Below are 16,316 nucleotides of genomic sequence, written 5' to 3' on the forward strand. Positions count from 1 at the left end.
CTAAGGCTAAAAAGTTAATGGGAGTTCAACAAGTTTTGTTATCCCCAGACAACGAAACAAAAGCGGTATTAGAGTATCTTTGTCAGCAATCAGGCAAAATTTATAATAGTGGTGTTTACTTTGCTCGACAGACGTTTTTCAAAACTGGAAAGTTATTAACTAACAAGTTTGATTTGATTTACGAAAAATCCATCAGTAAATCACTTGTCGCCCAGTCAATGCCATCAGTTCCAATGCAGCAGACTCTAATATCAGTGGCAGAAGGTTTTAAATCTTTTAAAGAATTGCGCTCTTTGTTTCTCGAAGGACAATTACACTTTAAACCTAAAGCACCAGATTACTTGACAGGTTCTAAACTTTTTAAGGTTGCTTATCCAACTTCAGGAGGACAACCTCCAACATTAATTAACGGACAACTTAGATTTTCATTAGGAACAACTGTTAGGCGATGGTTTGGTATTTCTGACTTCTTTCTGACAATGCCTTCAAACATTGATTACTCAAAGGTTAAAGAATTTACTATCCTCCCTAAAAATGGTGCTTTCTACTTGGAAATTTCTTATGAAGTCAAGAGACAAAAACATGATTTAGACATCAATCAAGCTTTATCAATTGATTTGGGAACTGCTGACAATTTAGCAGCTTGTGTTGATACTTTGGGTAATTCCTTGTTGATTGATTCTCGTTCAATGAAAGCGATGAACCAGCTTTGGAATAAACAAGTATCAACTCGCAAAGAGGGGAAACCTGAAGCTTACTGGGATAACTGGTTAGACCGAGTAACCCGTAAACGCAACCATCAAATGAAAGATGGCGTTAATAAAGCTGCAAAACTAATTATTGACCACTGCCTAAAATACGGTATTGGCACATTAGTCATTGGCTGGAATGAAGGCTTTAAATCTAACGCTAATATGGGTAGATTGAACAATCAGAGGTTTGTTCAAATGCCTCTAGGAAAGCTTAAAGACCGACTAAAGCAACTATGTGATTTACATGGGATTAGATTTCAAGAAACTGAAGAATCTTATACGTCAAAAGCATCTTTCTTAGATGGAGACTCCCTGCCCGTTTATGGTCAGAAACCAGAAGGGTGGAAAGCATTACTGTTAGCGCGTTAAACGTGGATTGTATCAGTCAGCTAATGGTTCAATTGTTAACGCTGATCTAAATGGTGCAGCGAATATTTTGCGAAAAGTAGCGGGAAGATTAGGTCTTTCACTTAATCAACTCAGTAGACGATCCTTGACAATCGTAGCGAGAATTAGACTTTGGGTTTTGCCTAAAACTATTCTGTCCGCAGAATCTCAGTGTCTTTAGACCTGAGAGTGTCAATGACAAATGGTGTGGTCTTTGTTTGTGCTATTTTTATTATCTTTTCTTTTACTGTGGGTTATCTTTTGGGTGGTCCTGGTATTGATACTCAAAGAGTTCTAGGAGTAGGAACTGCACAACGCAATTTTGCCGCAGCATTGTTAATAGGTACGAGTAATTTTGATGATCCGAATGTGATCAGTGTGATTATGGTGACGAGTTTATTAATGATGGTATCTGTTCTGATTTTGGGTAAAAACTTACCAGAATTAGATCAAGGACTGGGTGTAGATTTAGAAAAGGTAGAGGTTTCGTGATGACATAATTGCTGGTTATGGAGTTGGTTTTTTTGGCTAATGATATGTATGACGATGCTTACAGCAGATTTCGCTCTAATGAGGTACTTATGTAGCGGGCAAGATGCCCGCACTACAAGAGTTTCATGATTCAAGTGGGTTTTGTCTGTGTAGCTGAGATTTATAATCGTCAGGACTTAATATTACATCCTTTCTAAAACCTTAATTCCTAACAAAGATAATCCCAACTTGAGAGTTTTTGCAGTTAAATCACATAACATTAACCGTGAAGTTCTTGCAGGTTCTTCTGATTTGAGAACAGGGCAATTTTCATAAAATTTGTTAAACTTATCGCTGAGTTGATACAAATAATCACACAAACGATTTGGTAATAAATCCTGTTCTACTTCCTTAATTACTTCATCAAGTTGCAGCAGATGTTTAGCTAAAGTTAATTCTGCATCTTCTTTCAGCAAGATTTGGCGATTTATTCCTAAGTTGGTAAAATCAATATTCCCTTGACGACTAATTCCTTGAATTCTCACATAAGCATAAAGAAGATAAGGGGCTGTATTGCCTTTGAGAGATAACATTTTGTCATAACTAAAGACATAACTACTGGTGCGATTTTGGCTTAAATCAGCATATTTAACCGCACTAATCCCCACAACTTCCGCAACATTTTGCATAAATTCTTCTGTTTCTGTGCGTTCATCTTCTTGTAATCTATTTTCTATGTCTGCACGAGCGCGGTTAATAGCTTCATCTAACAAATCTCGTAACCGCACAGTATCCCCAGAACGAGTTTTGAATTTTTTGCCATCTTCTCCTAATACTAACCCAAAAGGAACATGAACTAATTCCACATCTTCAGGAATCCAATTTGCTTTTCTTGCGACTTGGAAAAATTGGGCAAAGTGGTTAGATTGTCCTTCGTCTGTCACATAAACAATCCGCTTGGCTTTATCTTCTTGAATGCGATAACCTAAAGCTGCTAAATCTGTGGTTGCATAATTATAACCACCGTCAGTTTTTTGGACAATTAAAGGTAAAGGATTACCTTCCCTATTTGTAAAACCATCTAAGAAAACACATTTTGCCCCTTGGCTTGATTCTAATAATCCCGTTGTTGCTAAATTTTCCACAACTTTTGGTAATAATGGATTATAAAAAGATTCACCTCTTTCTATTAATTCAACATTGAGTAAATCATAAATAATTTGAAATTCTTGTCGAGATTGTTCACATAACAATTTCCAAGCATGAAGTGTATCTTCCGCACCAGCTTGTAATCTCACAACTTCTTGACGGGAAGTTTCTTGAAAAACTGGATCTTCATCAAATCGCTGTTTGGCTTTGCGGTAAAAATTGACTAGATCTCCAATATCTAAAGCATTTGCAGTAGTAAGTGCGTCTGGATAAACTTCCCGCAAATAGGTAATTAACATCCCAAATTGCGTACCCCAATCACCAACATGATTTAACCGCAAAACATCATGACCACAAAATTCTAAAATTCGGGCAATGGAATCACCAATAATAGTCGAACGTAAATGTCCGACGTGCATTTCTTTAGCAATATTCGGACTGGAAAAATCAACAATTTGCTTTTGTGGATTTGTTGCTGTGGGTATTCCCAATCTAGCATCTATCTGAATCGCGTTAAGTTGTGCTTCTAAATAAGAAGTTTGTAATTTGAGGTTAATAAAACCAGGACCTGCAATTTCTGGAGGTTCACAAATATCAGATACATCTAGTTTACTGACAATTTCCCCAGCGATAATTCTCGGTTGCTTTCCTAACTTTTTACTTAAAGATAAAGCCACATTAGCTTGATAATCACCAAATTTAGGATTACTGGCAGAAACTAAAATTGGATCTGTATTGGTATAATCTGTACCAAAAGCAGCTACTAAAGCCTGTGTTAATTTTAGTTTTAGTTGTTCTTGTGTAGCGTTCATTATGTAAATTGGATCTGTGTCAAAGGTGCTGTAATCCTTGATTTTAACTTGAAAATATGATCAATTAAAGAAAATTATCTAGGATAGATGGTAGCATTCAGCCAGCGTCACCGTTTTTGTGACAAAAGAACCTAAAAATTTTAACCTTGAAGATTTAGTCTGATGGCGGCTAAAATTGTTACGATAACTTCAGATTAGTTGTTGAAACCTTGATTCAATCTGAAACCTTAGAATTACTAGAGTGGCCTCGCTTGTGCCAGCACCTTTCCACCTTTGCGGCAACTAAGCTAGGGGCAATAGTTGCGCGTGACTTGCCGATTCCTGAAACCCAGGTAGAAAGTGAACAGTTATTAGCGCAAACCAAAGAAGTTTACGAACTGGAAAGTCGTTTACATCCAGGATTATCCTTTGAAGGAATCCAAGATATCGGTGATTCCCTAGAACGGGCAATACTTCAAAGTATTTTACCTGGAGAGGAACTATTAGCGATCGCTACCACCCTGGCAGGGACAAGAAATTTACGCCGTGTCATTGATAATCAAGAAAATGTCCCAGTTTTAAACGATTTAGTTTCCCAATTACGAACGTACCCAGAATTAGAACAGGAAATCCACCGTTGTATTGATGAACGGGGAGAAGTAACTGATCGCGCTAGTCAGAAAATGGGGGAAATTCGGGTAGAATTGCGGAAAATCCGCAGCCAAATTACTCAAAAACTCCAAAATATTATCCAAGCAAAATCGGGAGCAATTCAAGAACAGTTAATTACCCAAAGAAGCGATCGCTTTGTCATCCCCGTCAAAGCCCCCCAAAAGGACGCAATTCCCGGCATTGTTCATGACACCTCCACCAGTGGCGCAACCCTGTATATAGAGCCTAGCAGTGTCGTTCCCTTGGGTAATCAACTGCGGCAAATCTTCAGAAAAGAGCAAACCGAAGCCGAAGCCATTCGTCGGACTTTGACGGAGAAAGTAGCCGCAGTTACCCCAGATTTAGAAAGGTTATTAGCCATTGTCACCACCTTAGATCTAGCAGTTGCGAAAGCTCGTTATAGTCTGTGGATAGGTTCTAACCCCCCGCGCTTTATCAATCGCCAAGACAATGAAATTATCACCTTGCGAAATCTGCGCCACCCGTTATTAGTATGGCAACAGCAGCACGAACAAGGAAATCCCGTCATTCCGGTAGATTTGCTGATCAGTCCCCAAATTCGGGTAGTCACCATCACAGGACCAAATACAGGTGGAAAAACGGTAACTTTAAAAACCTTGGGATTAGCGGCTATCATGGCGAAAGTGGGTTTATTTGTTCCTGCCCGTGAACCCGTAGAAATGCCGTGGTTTTCGCAAGTTTTAGCTGATATTGGCGATGAACAATCTTTACAACAGAGTTTATCCACGTTTTCAGGACATATTCGCCGCATTAGTCGAATATTAGAAGCATTGGAGGAGAAAGGAGTCAGGAGTCAGGAGTCAGGAGTCAGGAGAAAGAAAGAAGAAGAGGAAGAAGTCAGGAGAAAGGAAAAGGAAGAGGAAGAAAAAGAAAAAATAAAACTACCAATCCCCAGTCCCCAGTCCCCAGTCCCCAGTCCCCAGTCCCTCGTATTACTGGATGAAGTTGGTGCAGGCACAGATCCGGTTGAGGGTAGTGCATTAGCGATCGCTTTACTCAAATATCTCGCCAATCATACCCAGCTAACAATGGCTAGTACCCACTTTGGCGAACTCAAAGCCTTAAAATATGAAAATCCTCAGTTTGAAAATGCTTCCGTAGAATTTAACGAAACCACCCTTTCACCCACTTATCGGCTATTGTGGGGGATTCCTGGACGTTCCAACGCCTTGAGTATTGCCTTGCGTTTAGGGTTAAAACCAGAAGTAGTAGCAGAAGCGAAAACTCAAGTTGGAGAAGCCACAGACGAGGTAAATCAAGTCATTGCCGGTTTAGAAGCCCAACGTCGCCACCAAGAAACCAAAGCCGCAGAAGCCCAAAAAATATTACGTCAAGCCGAACGATTATATAAAGAAGTTTCTGACAAAGCCGCTGCTTTAGAAGCCAGAGAAAAAGATTTGCGGGCTTCCCAAGAAATTGCCGTTCAACAAGCAATTACCCAAGCCAAAGGCGAAATTGCCCAAGTTATCCGCCGCTTGCAAAAAGGCACACCTAACGCCCAAGATGCCCAACAAGCTACCGCATCCCTAAGTCAAATTGCTCAAAAATATGAGCCAGCCCCGCCACCTAAACCTAAAGCTGGGTTTATGCCCAAAGTCGGCGATCGCGTGCGAATTCCCAAATTAGGGCAAACCGCCGAAGTCTTAACAATTCCTGATGCTGACGGCAATTTCGCCATCCGTTTTGGCATCATGAAAATGACAGTCCAACTCCAAGATATAGAATCATTAGATGGACAAAAACCCGAACCCATAGTTAAAGCAAAACCAGCCCCAGCCGTAGTTACACCACCACCAGCCCCAGCCATTCGCACCTCTCAAAATACTGTAGATTTGCGCGGAAAACGCGTAGCTGATGGCGAATATATCTTAGACAAAGCCATTTCTGAAGCCGCTGGACCCCTATGGATTATTCATGGACACGGTACTGGCAAACTAAAGCAAGGAGTTCACGCTTTCTTACAACAACATCCCAGAATTACCCATTACGAACCAGCAGCACAAGCCGATGGTGGTAGTGGTGTCACTATTGCTCATATCTAAAGGGAACAGGGAACAGGCAAAATTATTACAACTAACAACTGTACGGGCGAAGCATTTGGAGAACTATTTTTGGCAATGACCGATAATTTATCTTCCCAATGCTTCGCCCCTACTAACAACTGTACGGACGAAGCATTTGGAGAACTATTTTTGGCAATGACCGATAATTTATCTTCCAAATGCTTCGCCCCTACTGACAACTGTACGGGCGAAGCATTTGGAGAACTATTTTTGGCAATGACCGATAATTTATCTTCCAAATGCTTCGCCCCTACTGACAACTGTACGGGCGAAGCATTTGGAGAACTATTTTTGGCAATGACCGATAATTTATCTTCCAAATGCTTCGCCCCTACTAACAAATCTCGTTTCCAAATAGGTAACAACACCAGCGTCTTTCAGCTTAATCATCTATGCTAAAAGTTATGCACTCAACCGCTAATTCCACTATACCAAAATCAGCTTGGGAGGATTTAAGTCAACTCCCAGCCTCGAGTACAATTCAATGGGAAAATATCAAAACTCAGTTAGATTTAGTGCTATTAGCCCTAGAGACCTTAACTGGCATTGGTTCAGAGGCAATGCTATCAGCCGCAGTTAGTCTGGATTTAGAATCAAAAGTACCAGATCGGGTAGCCCTGTGGCGATTGCGGCAATCGAATCCCCTTCGCAAAAGTCAAGGAGGACGAAAAAAATTAGATGTAGAAGAAGCGCGATCGCTAGTTTTAATTATCTGTTATCTCGCCAAGCAGCACCAGGAATTAATTCGCCGGGCTGTCGGTTTATTAGAGCAGATGACAGCAAATAAGCAACAACCTCACCAAACTGCGTTATTGGGAGATTATATAGATAGTTTTTGTAATACTTACCAAGAACGCATGGAAGAGGAAGAAGCCACTCCTGGGGATATACTTACCCACCTAGCCCTAAAACTGTTAATAAATTTACTCTTTTATAGTGCCGGCGGTGGACACCGTCGTTTGTGGTTAGCACTCATAGACCTTTCCACAAAATAATTTGTGATTTGCGATTTTCACTCCCAATCTAAAATCCAAAATTCCCTATTTTTTTCGTTGAAATTGTTGTTATGTCTCTATCAAATCCTGTCATTCGTCGCTATACCCCCCCCACTTGCACACTAGAAATCTGGGCGGAAAACTCCCCTTTGTCCCGGTGGACAGACAAAACTATTATTAATGATCCTAGTTTTCGTCTGCAATTTGATGATCCACAACTACCAGAAGCACAGAAAATTATCATCCAGGGTGATCACCAGCAGCTAGAAGTTTTATGTAATATTGTTACTACTTACGTTCAAAAGCTGCTGCAACAATCTGCCGAAGATTTTAGTATCACTTTAGCAGGTAATGATTATCCCCATACAGGATCAGAAGCAGCTCCAGAATCGCCCGATATTCCCCCGTCTGCCTTTCCTACCCAAAATTTACGATCCTTTAACACTCAAATTCCCCAAACGAAAGTTTATTTAGAATCTAGTAGTAATTTAACTCACAAACTCTTTTTTGGTGATCTTGCTAACCAGACATCTGGACAGGTAATTAAACTGAGTTTACTACAACTATTTGATTTAGCAACAGCTTTAGATGAATACACATCTGATATGATTGTTTTACCAACTACTAGTAGTCAAACTGTCAGGCAGAATCTACCTAAGTGGGCCCCTATAGCCGCAGTTTTGGTATTAGCAGCCGGCTTAACACCATTTACCTGGCAATATGCCAAGAATATTCAGAAAAATCGGCAGAGAATAGCTAAAAATAGTCCTGAGTCCGTCAAACCAGTGGCGATAGAACCTTCTGTACAAGACACTACAGCAACGCCGCCACTCCCTTTAATCACGCCTCAGCCCCAACTGATACCACCACTTACTAACTTTAGTACGCCCTTACCGCCGCTTTCCGTTCCTAATACAACTATCCCTGGGACACCAACCACAACATCTCAGCCGTCATTAACCATACCATCCGATACTTCTTCCTATCCTATTCCTCGACAAATTCTTGATAGCCCGAAAGTAGCAAAAGCCATACCAAATTCTTCAAGTATTCTGGCTAAAAAAGGCATGAATACCCCTAAATCTCAGAATTTGCCATCTAATATTTCCCCACCATCTCAGTCTGTTGCCACTATCCCCAACAATAGTTTTAGTAATCTTCCTAACATAATTCCCACTCCTTTTGCTCCGGAATTACCGCAGGATACTGTAGGTATCGCTACGCCAGATCAGCCATCTCCAGCGGAAAATAAAGAGAATTTAATTAGGAAATTAAGAACTGCAACTAAAACTACGTCAGGTACACAAGTTACTAATAATAAGACTTTATTTGATACACCTCAAGTAGCAGAAGCGAGAGAATACCTCAACAAACGTTGGCAACCACCAACTGGTCTCTCTCAAGCCTTAGAATATAGTTTAACATTGGGTATTGATGGTACAATTGAAAAGATTTTGCCCTTAAATAAAGTTGCCAGAGAATACATTGATAGTAGTGGCATTCCCCAAATTGGGAAACCTTTTGTTTCTACTAATAAATCTGGGCAAAACTTGAGAATACGAGTTATTCTCAATCCTGATAGTAAAGTGCAAACATTTCCAGAAACACCATAGGAATTAAAAGAATGCAGAATTTAGAATTTAGAATTTAGAATTACGTTTTGCAACGGGGATTTTACCCCGACGCAAAACCCGCTGCTTGTAGAAGCAGGGGACTTTAACCCCCAAAGGTAAGTTAAAAATTATAAAAAAAGGGAACGGGGAACAGATAAGAAACTTTGGTTCTGAGTTCAGAGCTTCAGTCAAAAAAAAGATGTTTTTAAAAGATGCGTAGCCCGAAAAAAACAGTGTCATTATTTCAATTTCATGTTTTTAAACATGAGTTTTTTCTGTTCCCTGTTGCTTCGGAGTTCCCTCTGAACTAATAATTTTGCTTCGATTGCTCTTTGCTAAATTATAAAATCTAAATAGGTTAATTAGAAGAGGACATTTTATCTAGGAAAATCTTGGTGGTACTATCTTCTACTCTCGTATAAATATAAGTTTCCGGCTCTTTGATTTTGTGAGTTTTGAAGATTTTTTCGGCACGCTCCCATAAATCTGCATCCTCACCATAGGGAATATTATTAAATCCCTTTAATTCAAAAAATATCGGTCTTTTTCCAAAAAATGTAGCACCGACAACGCATTCTCTAATATTAATTGTTTGATCGGGTTGAAAATAATCAGGAACAGAAAATTCCTCCTCAATTTCACATCCACCTTCAATCAAATCAATCTCTGGATTAGCTTGCATAAATTCCAACCGCGACTCTAGATGATAGGGTTTATAGGTATCGTCACTGTCAATAAATGTGATATAGTTTCCAAAAGATGCTTGAATACCCGCATTTCTGGCGTAAGCAGCTTTCCGATTTTGATGTTTAAGATAACGGATATGACTAAATTTTTGTAAGTAACTATTGACAATTTCAAAAGTATGATCTTGGCTACCATCATCAACTACAATTAATTCAAAATCCTGAAAAGTTTGTTGAAGGACGCTATTTATGCAATCGTTTAAGTATTTTGCCCGATTGTAGGTACATAAAATAATCGAGATTGTCGGCTTAGGGTCAAAATTTATACTAGGCATTTTTTTGAGGTTGAACAAAAGTTCCCTGAAATTAGGTATAACTCGCATATTATACGTTATTTATGGATTACTATAAAAATCACCCATTTGTTCAAAATCATTAAATATTATGAATCAAAATCAGTTTATTCAACAAGAGTTAAATCCTCAAATTACAGTTGTTATGCCAGTGTATAATGGCGAAAAGTATCTTGATACAGCAATCAAGAGTATTTTAAATCAAACGTTTACCAATTTTGAACTTGTCATTGTAGATGATGCTTCCACAGATAGCAGCGTAAAAATTATCAATTCCTACCAAGATGAAAGAATTAAATTAATTCAAAACAATATCAATCTGGGGATACCAACAACTAGAAATAAATGTTTGCAAGCATCATCAGGTGAGTACATTGCTGTTTTAGATTGTGATGACTATGCATATCCATCAAGATTAGCAGAACAATTTGAGTTTATGGAAAATAACCCAGACTTTGGTATGGTTGGGTCTTGGGTTGAATTAATGGATGATCATGATAATTTGACGGGTGAAGTATGGAATGAGGAAGAACCCGATCAAAAAATTCCTTGTAGGCTGTTATTCCATAACTATTTTGCTCATTCAGCGGTTTTGATGAGAAGAAGTGCAATCAACGCAGTTGAGATAAATGGAGAGGTTTATAGAAAAGATTATCCAAATGCTCAAGACTATGATCTATGGGTAAGAATATCAAAAAAATTCAAAGTTTGGAATCTTCCCAAAGTTTTAATTAAATATCGTGTACATTCTCATTGTATAAGTCTAAAAGCCGCAAATTTAGTTGAAAAATTGACCTGTAAAATAGTTACTGATCAAATCAATGATTTAGGTATTCAACCCACGGATAAAGAATTAGCATTACATAGACAAATAGGATCTTATAATCCCCAGGAAATTGATACATCTATAGAGTACATGAAAGAAGTAGCAAATTGGTTGACAATACTCAGAAATGCTAATAATGAAACAGGTTTATACAATCATCATGATTTTAATCAAGTTCTAGCAGATTTACAGTTATTTATATTTTGTCATTGTCTTAAACAACAAGAAATGAAACTACACAGATTAGAATTGATTACCTCATAGCAATACCTTGTCCAAATTGGAAAAAGCCTTGATTTGTAGGTTAGGTTAAGCGACAGCGCGACCCAACACCCCATCACAAAGAGGCCTATGTCTATGGGGAAAAATGCAATATTCCTTGTTCAGCGTCTAATGTTGCCATCACTCCCACAGGTAAAGCAGCATTGGGGGTATCATGACCAAAGGGGAGATTAGAAACTATGGGAATACCCAAATCACCCAAACAATCGCGCAATACTTCCTCTACAGTAAAACTAGGTATATTAGGTGGGGCTTCACACTTAGTAAACCCTCCCAAAGCAATACCACGAACTTTAGATAAAGCCCCGCTCAAACGCCACTGTGTCAACATCCTATCAATGCGATAAGGTGTTTCTGTCACATCTTCCCAGGCTAATATTACACCATCGAGGTCGGGTAAAATCGGTGTTCCTAAAAGATGGGTAGCGACTGTCAGATTACCAGGAAGCAAGATTCCCGTTACTGTACCACCACCCCAACCACAACCTTTTAAAGGTGCGAGGTGACGACCTTCTACTATGTCTAATAACCGCTTGATTGACCATTCTGACTCATTGGCTAGGGTAGTCATGACGGGACCATGTACACTGGCAATTCCGGCGTTATAGAGACTCCAAAGCAGGGCTGTGATGTCAGAAAAGCCAATTAACCATTTAGGGGTAATGGTATTTTCTTGCCAAGTCCAATCTTCTAAAATCCGGGTGCTACCAAAACCACCTCTCGCGCAGAGGATTCCCTGACATTCGGGATCTTGCCATGCTGTGGCTAATTGTTGACGACGGTGGGCATCTGTACCAGCTAGATAACCATGTCTATCATTGAGATTGTCGCCAATTTTAATCCGATAGCCGTGGGACTTCCAAATTTCCACACCTTGATTAAAAGCCTCAACTTCTCGCAATGCACCACTGGGGGCAATGACGCGCAGTAAATCACCGGGTTTGAGGGGTGGGGGTTTGAGGGTAGATTTGAGATTTTGAATGTTAGACATCAAGAGAATTACTGGCGGTTGTTAAATTTAAATTAGATCAAGAATCCACGGTAAAAGCCATACTGTAAGAGACTCTTAACTCTTAACTCCTGACTCCTGACTCCTGACTCCTGACTTCTGTGATAGTAGGTTTCTGATTTCCGCCGATATTTTCCCGTTGGTTAATTAAATAAATACTGATTAAGGTCAGAAAAACCCCAAACCATTGAATAGTAGTCAGGACTTCATTGAGAAAAATATAACCAAATATTAAAGCAAAAACGGGTGTGAGAAAAGTCAGAGAACTTAAACTGGTGAGATTGCCACTAGAGGCAAAGTAGAAAAATAATCCGTAAGCGATCGCACTGCCAAATACAGTAGCATAACTTAATGCCAACCAGTCCGATAGGACAAGATTTTCCCACTGTTGAGATTCTAATACTGAAGAAATTCCCCACAAAGGCAAGCCACCGATAATTGTATGCCATCCTGTAGCTGTTACTGGATCTACATATCGGCACACAAAGCGAATCATCACTGTTCCCACAGCCATTGATAAAGCTGCCAGTAACATTAACCACTCACCACTATCAAATAACTGTTGCCAATTATCTGTAGAGATGGTGATTCCTGATGCAAAAAGATGGAAAATCAACTCTTGAGGTAAACCAATCAAACTAATTCCTGTGATTCCCAAACCTAACCCTAACCATCCCCATAATCCAATATGTTCTTGAAATAACCACAGGGAAAGTAAAGCTACTGCTAGGGGTTGGGAGTCTATCATGACCGAACCTAAACCAGCATTGGTTCTGACTAAACCTTCAGCTAAAAAGCCTTGAAATAAAGTGCCATCAACTAAAGCAAATATAATAATCCACAACCACCCTAACCAACTTTGAGGTTGAGGTTTACCCATAAATGCAGCCACCATGAGAATTAACACCCCCGCAGGTATTAATCTGACTCCAGCCATAAATAGGGGTGTGGTGTGAGGAATTACGCCTTTCATTGCCACCATTGCTGTACCCCAAAGGAAAAAAGGAGCAATTAATAGTAGATACGCGAGGGGATTTTTAGATCCACTGAGTTGCACTTGCATGAGATGATTGTGGTTTTTATGAATAGATGAAAAAATTAGTTTAACTGATTTTACGGTTTTTAAAGTCTTGGTGAGTGGAAATAAGATTTTAATAAGTATTAACCGCAGATGAACGCAGATGAACGCAGATAAAGATGGATGAATTCAGGGATTTTAGGATGCTGTTAGGAGAATGTATGATTACAACTAAACCCAGGGTTGAAGATAGTTTTGGGATGACATTAGCACCATTGTCTGTGGAAGAAATCTACAGTCAGGCAGATAATCCTGCTAATGGTGCGGTGGTAGTAATGAGTGGTATGGTTCGTAATCAAACTGATGGTAAGTCTGTGGTAGCTTTGGAATATCAAGCTTATGAACCAATGGCTTTGCAGGTATTTTATCAAATTGCTGATGATATTCGTGATCAATGGCCTGAGGTGAGTCGGGTGGTGATATATCATCGCATTGGTAGATTGTCTGTTGGGGAAATTAGTGTGGTTGTGGCTATCGGTTGTCCTCATCGTGGTGAGGCTTTTGCCGCTTGTGAGTATGCTATTAATACATTAAAACACAATGCGCCGATTTGGAAAAAGGAACACTATAGCTTGCTGGGTGAAGATGGTTCTCCAATAGCAGAGTCTAGTTGGGTATCTATTAAAGATTGTAAACACTGAGAGGATGTTTGAAAAGTTTTGAATGTATAAATTGACCCCTCTCCAAACCTCTCCCCGACGCGGGGAGAGGCTCTGAAAACCCCATTCCCTGGTAGGGAAGGGGGCAGGGGGGTTAGGTTTTTGGAGATTATGGGTTTCATCTGATACTTTTCAAACAACCTCTAAGAAACCAAGAAAAATACATTGGTTATTGATTGTAATATAGGTTGGGTTGTTCGCGTCAACGTTGCGAAGCAATGGAACTAAACCCCATATTAACCGTAAGATACCAATAAATGGTGTTGGGTTTCCTTGCGTCAACCCAACCTACTTACTAGGTGAACACAATAAAACTAAACTGTGTAAAGAAATGTAAAATCGCTGAAAACTTCTTTACTCTTGCCTCTTGCCTCTGGTTACTGAGCGAAGTCGAAGTATTGCCTCAAGCCTAGTGCTATGACGACAATTTTCAACGCCAACCTACTAATACTACTTAACGGGGATAGAATCAACATCCACAGTTTCACCAGCCGCAGGGGCATGATTAGCCGGATTGCTGGTACTATTTTCTACAGTTCCTTTTTTGGCCTTCCAACCATCAAGAACTAAGGAAGAAACTTCGGAAACGAATAAACTTAACAATAAAACATCATCAATTTGACCAATAATAGGAATAAAATCTGGAGAAATATCTAAAGGACTAATTAAATAGGCTACCGTGCCGATAATTATCCACCAACGGTATTTAGGATTGCGTAGAGTGTTCCGATACCATGTGTACAGGGATTGAATTGAGAAGTTCATGTTCTTAACCTCCAGTGATTTTTTTATTTTGGCAAATAATCCTCTAAACTCCCGGTGGGAATAACCGTCATATTGTGTATAGAAGATGTTACTCCTGAGTAATTAGTTAGAAAAGTTTGTGAGTAATGCAAAACTCTCTAAAATGAAAATGCTTTGACTACTAGGAATGGAGAGAGGAAACCCACACAGTGGATATTTTAGATTTATTCAAGAAAGGCGGGCCCTCCATGTGGCCTTTGCTAGTTTTATCAGTCCTATCACTAAGTGTGATTTTTGAACGGCTGTGGTTCTGGTTACGGATTCTTGCTCAGGAAAAAGAAATAGTCAATCGGGTTCTGGATGCTGCTGGTGAGGATTGGGGCATCGCTGAAGCAATAGCTGAACAAGCCAAAAATCAGCCCATTGGCAGATTTTTATACGCACCTTTAAGCTTACAAAAAAGTGATCCAGAAACCTTTAGATTAGCCCTAGAATCCACCGCAGCGGACGAAATAGCCGGAATGCGCCGGGGTGAAAAACTTTTAGAAGCGGTGATTGCCCTTTCGCCACTGTTAGGATTATTGGGTACAGTTCTGGGTTTGATTCGTTCTTTAGGTGCAATTCGCATTGGTGATTTGGGAACTGAATCTACAGCCGGTGTCACCACGGGGATTGGGGAATCGTTAATTAGTACAGCAGCGGGATTAATAGTAGCGATCGCTAGTTTAGTATTTTACCGCCTATTTCAGAGTTTTGTTGTTAACCAAGTTAAAATTTTCAACAAAGCTGGTAATGAAATGGAACTGCTTTACCGTCAATATCCTCCCGAACCTAAAACAATTAACACAGAAAGATTCTCAAAACGCACCTCTAAAAATTTCGATTCATCTTCTCAGTTAGAATCAAAAACATTTATCCAAGAACCGGAAAATGAGCCAGATGATACAGATAATTACAGTTTAAACCTGGGAAATTCAGCAAATTTACCAGATGACAAGGTTGATAATGCCAATTTGAAATCTGGAGAAAAACAAGAAGATGAAAGTTAAGCTAGATACTCCGACTGAAGACGTTCAGATTCAAATTATCCCCTTAATTGATGTTGTTTTTTGTATTCTGACATTCTTTCTCTTAGCAGCTTTACAATTTACTCGTCAACAAGCAATTAATGTTGACTTACCCAAAGCTAGTACAGGCGAAAATTCTGCGGCTAATTCCCAAATTAAAAGCAAAATATTACCTGTAACAATTGATGCTATTGGATTGACTTACATCGAAAAAGAACCTGTGAAACAGGAAGAATTAGAAGCACGTTTAAAACAATATATCCAAGCCAATCCAGATGGAATTTTAGTATTGAATGCGTCGCGGACAGCTACTTATAACGACGTGATTCAAACATTGGATTTGCTGAGAAAAGTAGGAGGAAATCGTGTATCTTTGGGAATTATCCCCGGTTCATCTCAACCACTGACAAATTCACCCAATTTCCCAACTCCTCCCATAAATAATAATCCCACCATCCCAGGAATTAACTCACCTGACAATTTGAGGTCTTTACCACCGGTTAACCCAAATCCCCTTCCCACAGCCGGGAACGGAATTAATCCCGGTACTTTACCTCAAGCGCCTGTAACACCAGGAACTAATAATTCTTCTCCTCAAAATTAAAACCATTTTGTGAGAAATTTTGGATATTTCTTCCCCATATTTTCCTCAATAATTAGGAATTTATGGGGATATTTTTAGGTAAATTTAAATAAGT

14 protein-coding genes and 1 pseudogene are annotated in these 16,316 nt (G+C 39.5%); 9 read left to right on the forward strand and 6 right to left on the reverse strand.

Translation table 11 applies throughout. The annotated features are described in order from the left end of the window. Positions 1-17: 17 nt before the first annotated feature. Positions 18-1,320, forward strand: a pseudogene (locus FJR09_RS19200) (RNA-guided endonuclease InsQ/TnpB family protein). Next, the gene (locus FJR09_RS19205) at positions 1,311-1,631 is read left to right on the forward strand and encodes a hypothetical protein (RefSeq protein WP_254433162.1); all 321 of its coding nucleotides are present in this window, start codon (positions 1,311-1,313) and stop codon (positions 1,629-1,631) included. Before FJR09_RS19200 ends, FJR09_RS19205 begins: the two are co-directional and overlap by 10 nt. Before the next feature lie 182 nt (positions 1,632-1,813). Here the strand turns inward: FJR09_RS19205 and argS are convergent, their stop codons facing one another. Continuing rightward, on the reverse strand, positions 1,814-3,571 hold the full coding sequence (gene argS, locus FJR09_RS19210; protein WP_015079731.1) for an arginine--tRNA ligase: 1,758 nt from the start codon (positions 3,569-3,571) through the stop codon (positions 1,814-1,816). Positions 3,572-3,780: 209 nt separating this feature from the next. Between argS and FJR09_RS19215 the strand changes: the two genes are divergently transcribed. Further along, a complete protein-coding gene (locus FJR09_RS19215) occupies positions 3,781-6,285 on the forward strand; it encodes an endonuclease MutS2 (RefSeq protein ID WP_168653541.1) in 2,505 nt (834 codons plus the stop codon). Here the strand turns inward: FJR09_RS19215 and FJR09_RS19220 are convergent. After that, complete coding sequence (locus FJR09_RS19220) at positions 6,282-6,674, reverse strand: hypothetical protein (protein ID WP_371725625.1); 393 nt, start codon at positions 6,672-6,674, stop codon at positions 6,282-6,284. The genes FJR09_RS19215 and FJR09_RS19220 overlap by 4 nt on opposite strands. A 24-nt stretch (positions 6,675-6,698) precedes the next feature. Here FJR09_RS19220 and FJR09_RS19225 point away from each other — a divergent pair, with 24 nt between their 5' ends. After that, on the forward strand, positions 6,699-7,301 hold the full coding sequence (locus FJR09_RS19225; protein WP_015079733.1) for a DUF3038 domain-containing protein: 603 nt from the start codon (positions 6,699-6,701) through the stop codon (positions 7,299-7,301). Between the two features lie 71 nt (positions 7,302-7,372). Further along, entirely contained in the window at positions 7,373-8,914 is a 1,542-nt protein-coding gene (locus FJR09_RS19230) for a DUF4335 domain-containing protein (protein WP_015079734.1), read from the forward strand. A 358-nt stretch (positions 8,915-9,272) separates the two neighbouring features. Here FJR09_RS19230 and FJR09_RS19235 read toward each other — a convergent pair whose 3' ends face one another. Next, complete coding sequence (locus FJR09_RS19235) at positions 9,273-9,935, reverse strand: glycosyltransferase family 2 protein (protein ID WP_168633527.1); 663 nt, start codon at positions 9,933-9,935, stop codon at positions 9,273-9,275. 109 nt (positions 9,936-10,044) lie between these two features. Here FJR09_RS19235 and FJR09_RS19240 point away from each other — a divergent pair, with 109 nt between their 5' ends. Beyond that, positions 10,045-11,043, forward strand: coding sequence for a glycosyltransferase (locus tag FJR09_RS19240; RefSeq protein WP_168633528.1), 999 nt, complete (start codon positions 10,045-10,047; stop codon positions 11,041-11,043). Between the two features lie 91 nt (positions 11,044-11,134). Here FJR09_RS19240 and FJR09_RS19245 read toward each other — a convergent pair whose 3' ends face one another. Then, a complete protein-coding gene (locus FJR09_RS19245) occupies positions 11,135-12,052 on the reverse strand; it encodes an LD-carboxypeptidase (RefSeq protein ID WP_168633529.1) in 918 nt (305 codons plus the stop codon). Between the two features lie 82 nt (positions 12,053-12,134). Continuing rightward, complete coding sequence (locus tag FJR09_RS19250; RefSeq protein WP_015079738.1) at positions 12,135-13,133, reverse strand: DMT family transporter; 999 nt, start codon at positions 13,131-13,133, stop codon at positions 12,135-12,137. A 176-nt stretch (positions 13,134-13,309) separates the two neighbouring features. Here FJR09_RS19250 and FJR09_RS19255 point away from each other — a divergent pair, with 176 nt between their 5' ends. Continuing rightward, positions 13,310-13,789: a molybdenum cofactor biosynthesis protein MoaE gene (locus tag FJR09_RS19255; protein WP_041458331.1), complete on the forward strand. Its 480-nt coding sequence runs from the start codon at positions 13,310-13,312 to the stop codon at positions 13,787-13,789. A 468-nt stretch (positions 13,790-14,257) separates the two neighbouring features. Here the strand turns inward: FJR09_RS19255 and FJR09_RS19260 are convergent, their stop codons facing one another. Continuing rightward, complete coding sequence (locus FJR09_RS19260; RefSeq protein ID WP_015079740.1) at positions 14,258-14,572, reverse strand: YkvA family protein; 315 nt, start codon at positions 14,570-14,572, stop codon at positions 14,258-14,260. 188 nt (positions 14,573-14,760) lie between these two features. Between FJR09_RS19260 and FJR09_RS19265 the strand changes: the two genes are divergently transcribed. Together FJR09_RS19265 and FJR09_RS19270 are read left to right on the forward strand one after the other, a co-directional pair. Further along, positions 14,761-15,600, forward strand: a complete 840-nt coding sequence (locus tag FJR09_RS19265) for a MotA/TolQ/ExbB proton channel family protein (RefSeq protein ID WP_148765161.1) — start codon at positions 14,761-14,763, stop codon at positions 15,598-15,600. Continuing rightward, positions 15,590-16,222, forward strand: coding sequence for a biopolymer transporter ExbD (locus FJR09_RS19270; RefSeq protein ID WP_015079742.1), 633 nt, complete (start codon positions 15,590-15,592; stop codon positions 16,220-16,222). Before FJR09_RS19265 ends, FJR09_RS19270 begins: the two co-directional genes overlap by 11 nt. Positions 16,223-16,316 lie beyond the last annotated feature (94 nt).

This window comes from Dolichospermum sp. UHCC 0406 (assembly GCF_009712025.1).
In the GTDB taxonomy this organism is placed as follows: domain Bacteria; phylum Cyanobacteriota; class Cyanobacteriia; order Cyanobacteriales; family Nostocaceae; genus Dolichospermum; species Dolichospermum lemmermannii.

Coding starts and splice junctions, on each gene's coding strand:
- FJR09_RS19250 (WP_015079738.1), bottom strand. CDS start 13,133: ATGCAAGTGCAACTCAGTGGATCTAAAAATCCCCTCGCGTATCTACTA.
- FJR09_RS19245 (WP_168633529.1), bottom strand. CDS start 12,052: ATGTCTAACATTCAAAATCTCAAATCTACCCTCAAACCCCCACCCCTC.
- FJR09_RS19270 (WP_015079742.1), top strand. CDS start 15,590: ATGAAAGTTAAGCTAGATACTCCGACTGAAGACGTTCAGATTCAAATT.
- FJR09_RS19255 (WP_041458331.1), top strand. CDS start 13,310: ATGATTACAACTAAACCCAGGGTTGAAGATAGTTTTGGGATGACATTA.
- FJR09_RS19230 (WP_015079734.1), top strand. CDS start 7,373: ATGTCTCTATCAAATCCTGTCATTCGTCGCTATACCCCCCCCACTTGC.
- FJR09_RS19235 (WP_168633527.1), bottom strand. CDS start 9,935: ATGCCTAGTATAAATTTTGACCCTAAGCCGACAATCTCGATTATTTTA.
- FJR09_RS19260 (WP_015079740.1), bottom strand. CDS start 14,572: ATGAACTTCTCAATTCAATCCCTGTACACATGGTATCGGAACACTCTA.
- argS (WP_015079731.1), bottom strand. CDS start 3,571: ATGAACGCTACACAAGAACAACTAAAACTAAAATTAACACAGGCTTTA.
- FJR09_RS19225 (WP_015079733.1), top strand. CDS start 6,699: ATGCTAAAAGTTATGCACTCAACCGCTAATTCCACTATACCAAAATCA.
- FJR09_RS19240 (WP_168633528.1), top strand. CDS start 10,045: ATGAATCAAAATCAGTTTATTCAACAAGAGTTAAATCCTCAAATTACA.